The organism is Candidatus Peregrinibacteria bacterium, from assembly GCA_016220175.1.
Taxonomy (GTDB): domain Bacteria; phylum Patescibacteriota; class Gracilibacteria; order CAIRYL01; family CAIRYL01; genus JACRHZ01.
The window spans coordinates 1-6,652 of the sequence record JACRHZ010000026.1 but is presented as its reverse complement, the minus strand read 5'-3'; the positions used below and the strand labels follow the sequence as shown (position 1 = coordinate 6,652).

The 6,652-nt window shown below is 38.8% G+C and carries 6 protein-coding genes; 1 reads left to right on the top strand and 5 read right to left on the bottom strand.

Annotated elements, in window-relative coordinates:
• Positions 1-157: 157 nt before the first annotated feature.
• Positions 158-661, top strand: a complete 504-nt coding sequence (gene coaE / locus HZA38_02550) for a dephospho-CoA kinase (protein ID MBI5414372.1) — start codon at positions 158-160, stop codon at positions 659-661.
• On the opposite strand, the gene aroB is transcribed toward coaE, so the two are convergent.
• The 5 genes from aroB to HZA38_02525 all read right to left on the bottom strand — a co-directional run bounded on the left by aroB (position 650) and on the right by HZA38_02525 (position 6,445).
• Positions 650-1,690 (bottom strand): 3-dehydroquinate synthase, encoded by a 1,041-nt coding sequence (gene aroB, locus HZA38_02545; protein ID MBI5414371.1) that lies wholly within the window; start codon positions 1,688-1,690, stop codon positions 650-652. The genes coaE and aroB overlap by 12 nt on opposite strands.
• A 224-nt stretch (positions 1,691-1,914) precedes the next feature.
• Complete coding sequence (gene aroF / locus HZA38_02540) at positions 1,915-2,943, bottom strand: 3-deoxy-7-phosphoheptulonate synthase (protein MBI5414370.1); 1,029 nt, start codon at positions 2,941-2,943, stop codon at positions 1,915-1,917.
• A 316-nt stretch (positions 2,944-3,259) separates the two neighbouring features.
• The gene (locus HZA38_02535) at positions 3,260-4,246 is read right to left on the bottom strand and encodes an RluA family pseudouridine synthase (GenBank protein MBI5414369.1); all 987 of its coding nucleotides are present in this window, start codon (positions 4,244-4,246) and stop codon (positions 3,260-3,262) included.
• A gap of 469 nt (positions 4,247-4,715) precedes the next feature.
• Positions 4,716-5,705 (bottom strand): hypothetical protein, encoded by a 990-nt coding sequence (locus HZA38_02530; GenBank protein ID MBI5414368.1) that lies wholly within the window; start codon positions 5,703-5,705, stop codon positions 4,716-4,718.
• A gap of 77 nt (positions 5,706-5,782) precedes the next feature.
• Positions 5,783-6,445: an ATP-dependent Clp protease proteolytic subunit gene (locus HZA38_02525; protein ID MBI5414367.1), complete on the bottom strand. Its 663-nt coding sequence runs from the start codon at positions 6,443-6,445 to the stop codon at positions 5,783-5,785.
• Positions 6,446-6,652: the final 207 nt, after the last annotated feature.

Below are 6,652 nucleotides of genomic sequence, written 5' to 3'. Positions count from 1 at the left end.
TCTTTTCTTATATGTTCTGCTTTGAATAGTATGACTGCTCTCGGAATGCCAAAAAGTTACAAAATAGTATGAAAACCTTAGAAAAAGAAAATTGCTCTTTCCTGAGTCTCTATATTATGATTTGTGCAACAAAGCCATTCCTAATTCCTAATTGATTATGATCATTGGTATCTTTGGAAAAATCGGCTCGGGGAAAACAACGCTTGCACTGCAAAAAAAGCATGATGAGCGCGAAATGCGGTGGAAAATTTTTGAAGTGGATGAAATTGGGAGAAAAATGTTAAAACGACGAGAAATAAAGAAGCAAATTTTACAATCATTTCCTGATGAGAATATCTGGACGGACCATGAAATAGATCGAAAGAAACTCGCGGAAGTTGTTCTTTCAGATATTCGAAAGCTGCGCGTACTCGAAAAAATTCTCCATCCAAAAGTTAAAATCGTTCTTGAAACAGAGGTAAAGCGTGCGCGAAAAAACGGCGAAAATGTTCTTATTCCCTGTGCATTGCCTCAAAAAATTGACCTCGGAAATCTTTGTGATGAAATTATCATGCTGAGGGTTTCCGAAAAAGAAGCGTGGAAAAGACTCAAAGAAACGAGAGGGCTTTCTCAAAAAATATTTCGAATTTTGTGGAAAGTGCAAGATTCTCTATATGGCTAAATCTTCAAGAAAACAAAGCTTCATCTTGCCAAAGTTTTCTGGAAGAGAAAAAGCAATTGTATTTCCGACATTTTTTTTATCGTGCTTCATAAATTTTAAGAGATCGGCAGAAGAAATCGATGCCGGAAGTTCCGTGGGAAGGCCGCACTTTTTGAGCACTCGCTTTATCTCTTCTGTCCCCTGAAATCCGAGTTCTTTTTCGGCAATTACGCTCTCTATCATCATTCCAATGGAAATAGCGTGCCCATGAGAAATTTCAAAATTTGAGGCTTTTTCGATGGCGTGACCAATCGTATGTCCAAAATTGAGATAGGCGCGAATTCCATTTTCCTCTCGCTCGTCTGCTTCTACATGACGAGCTTTTACGGCGATACTTTTTTCGATGAGGGGAAGAGTGATTGAAATATTCCGATTGAGAATCTTTGGAATTTGGTTTTCGAGTTCATCAAAATGATTTTTCCCGTCGAGGATGGAATGTTTCACCATTTCCGCGAGACCGTTTTGTATTTCAATTATTGGGAGTTTTTCGAGAAAAACTGAAGAAATAATCACTTTTTGCGGCTGATAAATAGTCCCGAGAAGGTTTTTCCCATACGTGGAATTTACGCCAGTTTTTCCGCCGATACTGCTGTCGACCATTGCCAAAAGTGTTGTAGGAATTTGAATGTATGGAATTCCGCGCATGTAAATATTTGCGAGAAATCCGGCAATATCGCCAACAATTCCGCCACCGAGAGCCATGAGAACAGTATCTTGTCTTCCAAAATCATGATCGAGCATTTGATTTGCAAGATCTTCGACTACTTGTATATTTTTTGAATTTTCTCCAGGAGGAAATGAAAGAAACGTAAGGTCCAGTTCTTTTGCGGCATTTTGAAGGGCTTTTCCAAATAATTTTTGAAGAGTGTGATCAGTGATAACCACAATTCGTTTTTCCTTTGGAAGTTCACTCACAATATTTTCAAATGAACCGCTCTTCAAGATGATCGGATAAGATATCGCCTGAACTGGGAGTTTGATGGAAATCATAGGAAATTTTAAATTTAAAATTTTGTAATTTTTAAACATTTTACTTTTTCCCAGTTGTAAACTCCATTTTAAATTTAAAATTTTGTAATTTTTAAACATTTTACTTTTTCCCAGTTGTAAACTCCATTTTAAACATTAAAAATTATAATTTATTTAGAAATTTTAAATTATAAAATTTAAAATTCCTCAGGGCTCATCACAATTTCCCTGCATCTCAATTCGCATCATGGGAAGAGCACGAGCGGCATATCGATAGCGTCTGAAATTTTCTTCGCTCGGACAACAAGATCATTGAAAAGTTCCGGAGTGAGAGCTTGCGGTCCATCACAGAGTGCTTTTTCCGGTTCACAGTGTACTTCGACAATAATTCCATGGGAACCACTCGCAAGTGATGCGAGCGCCATGTCTGTAACATACTCCCTCCTTCCCATCGCATGACTTGGATCAACAATTATAGGAAGATGCGTCAAACCTTTGAGAATTGGAACAGCGCCCAAATTAATACTAAAACGAACTTCTTGTTCAAACGTACGAATTCCCCGTTCACAGAGAATCACATTGGTATTTCCTTCGCTCAAAATGTATTCCGCCGCGAGAAGGAATTCCTCCAGCGTAGAGCCGAGTCCCCTTTTGAGCATCACCGGTTTTTTGCACTTCCCTACTTCAAGAAGAAGATCATAATTCTGCATATTTCGTGAACCAACTTGGAGAATATCGGTATATTTGGCAACCTCTTCGACTTTTCTTACATCCATAATTTCGCTCACCACTTTCATGTCGAGATCGTCCGCCACTCTTCTGAGGAGCTTGAGTCCTTCGAGACCAAGGCCTTGGAAAGCGTACGGAGAAGTTCTCGGTTTATATGCGCCTCCGCGAAGAATGCGAACGCCTTGTTTTCTCACAACTTCTGCCGCATCACGAAGCTGTTTTTCGCTCTCAACTGCACACGGTCCCGCCATAATCACCTGATGATTTCCTCCGACTTTAATTCCGCCCCCAATATCAACGATCGTATCTGCCCACTTTGTATCTCGAGATGCCATTTTATACTTTTTATTCACCGGGATAACATCAGCAACTCCTGGCAAACTTTTAAATCTTCCCGTCGTTACCACACGCTCATCACCCTTGAGAGCGATAATAACGCGCTCTTCGCCGGGCATTTCAATCGGCTCAAGCTTGAAGCCTTTCGCTTCCTCCTTCACGCGACTCATATCTTCTTTCGTGGCGTCGCGCTTCATAATAACCATCATCATATACATTGGGGTAAAAGAATTTTAAATTTTAAATTTAAAATTTTTAAATAAGTTCTAATTTCTAATTTTTAAAATTCATAATCACTGAAAATATTCTGCCATTTTTCGTTTAAAAATTAGACATTAAGATTTATTTAGAAATTTCAAAATTTAAAATTAAAAATTTAAAAAAGCACTTCCCGGTGTCTCAAGAAAGTGCAAATTACAACAAACACAGGCACTCTCTAGACGCGATGTTCAGGAAAGAAATAAAAAGCCCAAAATGCTACGTGAAGATTCATCGCTTAAAATTATAGCGAGAAAATGCCCGAAGTCAAAAGAAATTCTTGAGAATTCTGCTGAGATCTTCCGGAAGTGGAGAAGAAATCTCAATTTTCTTGTGCGTAATTGGATGTGGAAATGCAATTTGATACGCATGGAGAAAATGGCGTTTCAATCCAAATTTATCTCTCATTTTTCTATTCCACATTCGCTCCCCATACACATCATCACCAGCAAGTGGATGCCCTTCGGAGGCAAAATGCACGCGGATTTGGTGCATTCGTCCAGTATCGAGCGTCACTTCCACAAGTGAAGCATTCAGCTTTGGAGAGTATTCACGAACACTATAAAACGTACGTGAAGGTTTTGATTCGATGTGAGAAGAAACTTGTATTTTCGTATGTTTTGATCCTTCTGTTCGAAGGAGATTTGATTCGATCATTCCTGATTTTTTCGGAAGTTTTCCTTGTACGAGTGCTAAATACTGCTTCTTGACTCCCCCATCTCGAAATAATGCCGAAAGTTTTCGGAGTACGAGATCATTTTTTGCAATAATGATCAGTCCTGAAGTATCTTTATCAAGTCGATGTGCCAATTTTGGATCTATTGCATTCGGATTTTTTGATTTCTGATACGCGAGAAAAAGATCGATAAGTGATTTCCCAGATGGTGTTTTTGTCCCCGGATGCACGGCAATTCCTGGGAGTTTATCGGCTATCCATAAATATTCATCTTCATATTGGATTCGAAAATTTTTCTTAAAAAATGGACTCTTTACAACGAAATCGAAATTTGGAACATCTTTTTTGGGAGTTCCACCAAATTGAGAAGCGTCGAAATAGAGATGCATTTCATCTCCTTTTTGGAGCATATCTTCTTTTTTCCCATGAAATTTCTTCTCGCCTCGAATAATCTTCACCTTTTTCTGCCGTAAATATTTATAAATGACCGAAAGTGGAAGCTCAGGAAACTTTTTGCGGAGATATCGATCGAGACGCTGCTCGGAATCATTGCCGGAAATAGTGATTTTGTCTGACATATCAAGTATATTTTTAATGCTTAACTTCTTAACAATATCACGATTTATTGTTAAAAATTAATGCTTTTTTTAACAATTCAAGAAATATTATAAAAAGTATGCTCCATATCATATGAGCAGGAAACGATCAAAAATGTTGCAGTACGAGGAAGCAAGCCGAAAACGACGCAGGCGTACTTTTCCAAGTACGATGAGGAGTTTGAGGCGCTGCTGACGAAGTAATGCACATTTTTCATCGTTTCCTGAATACGAAAGAACTCCTCCTGCCTCCCGAAACAGAAAGAGCTCCTCAGAGAACTTCGGAATGAAAAGTGAGAATGGAAGGGAATGTGTTGTCGCAGGAAAAAATATTTTTATGACTGCGCTTCTGGTATTGCCTCGATTCCCACAGAATTCCTAAAACATCAAAGATGTGAAGTCCATCTCTTTTGTCGGAGAGAGGGTACAGAAAAAAATTCAAGAATTTTCTCTATTGTTGTAAAGGTATGCGATAAGATGAACCAATCCCTTCAACCGAGGATGCAAGCATGTGAAAATTAACAGTATGAAAAAGATAAAGTCGACCAAGATCACCATCTTGTTGAGGTGAAGTTCTTGTAATAACCAACGGCGCACCTTGAACTGTACTAAAATCATTAGTACGCATAATGAGACCGCTGCTCAGCGCTGTCATTTTCCCTCCAGTTGAAAGCCATAACAAAGCTAGTACTAAAGCCATATTTACTCCTACTCCCATATATTTACTTTCTCCAAAAATTTCTTGTCCTAAACGTCGTTGCATATCTGTCTGTGATTCCGCGCCATTTACCGTATCTTTTTCATACACTCTTTTAGTCGAGCCTTCAAGACAATCAGCTGCATACACAGTAACCGCCGGACGCCAGATTTTATTCAAAAGATCATCTTGCATACACCCTTTATTTCCGCGATGTGGAACACTATCATCTAGAGTAAAGTCTAATTTTTCTGGACTACGATGTACAACTAAAGACATGGTTGCAAGACTACCGTTATGCTCACGACCACGATCATTTTTGTCATAAAGTTTTTTTGGTAATGGCGGACAAATGATGGGAGGAATGTTTCCAATTGTAGCTTTTCTAATCCCTTTTGCTGCTGACAAAATCTCACTAAATTCCGGACCCATTAAGAATGATTCCCATAAACGCCTTAATTCTTCCTGCTCTCTTGGATTAACTTCCATCCTCAATGCTCCCCAAGCTTTTACGAGAAGATCTGGAGTAAGTAAATGATTTTCCGCAACTTCTTCAAGCTGACGAATTTTCTCATCGAGACGAGAAATAGCATCTGGACTTTTATGTGTTTCTACTACTCCCGCTCTCGTAGATCCAACTATATCAGGAACATCACCAGTCCTCCCAACAGAATCTACTGTTGCTACATCAGGAGTCAATAAGCGCTTTGAATCCAGCTCACTGCTAAAATTTTCTCGTGCCATAGATAATAGGTGAATATTTTATGCTGTGTATATAAACCAAATTTTAATTTTAGTCAATACAGAGCCTCTTATTTCCCCTATTTCGCACTAATCACATGATCAATCAGCCCATATTTGAGGGCTTCTTCTGAAGTCATGAACTTGTCTCTTTCGGTATCAACTTTTACTTTTTCAATCGGTTGTCCTGTGTGCCTCGCGATCATTTCATTCAAAAGATCTTTTGTCTTTAAAATATGTTCTGCAGCAATAGCAATTTCCGTTGCTTGTCCTTCTGCTCCTCCAAGTGGCTGATGAATCATGACCTCGGAATGTTTGAGTGCGTACCGCTTCCCTTTTGATCCTCCCATGAGAATAACAGCGCCTCCTGAAGCAGCAAGACCAACGCAAACCGTTGAAACATCAGGCTTAATGTGGTGCATCGTGTCGTACATGGCGAGAGTAGAAGAAACACTTCCCCCAGGAGAATTTACATAGAGCGTAATATCTTTTTTGGGATCAATTTTTTCGAGAAAAAGAAGCTGGGCAATTACGGTATTTGCGACCTCATCGTTAATTTGAGATCCGAGGAAAATAATTCGTTCCTCAAGAAGTCTGGAATAAATATCATAAACACGTTCTCCATGCGGAGTTTTATCTATTACTGTGGGAATAAGAAAATTCCTCGGTGCACTCTGAAACCCAGAAGATTGTTTCCACTGAGGAGAACGAGCACCGGTATAGAGTGAAGTAATTCCGTACATTTTGTGTGAGAAAAATTCGTAAAAAATCATCGCACAAAAAATACAAAACACAAAATACAAAACTAGATTCGTACATTCTAAAATTATAAGCACCACCCTAGAGATAAAATAAGTTTATATTTTATTTCTAGACATGAAACAAGTTCGCAAGCCAATCAGCTTCAAAGAGCGAGAGGAAATAGAGAGGATGTTAGAAAAGAAAAAGTC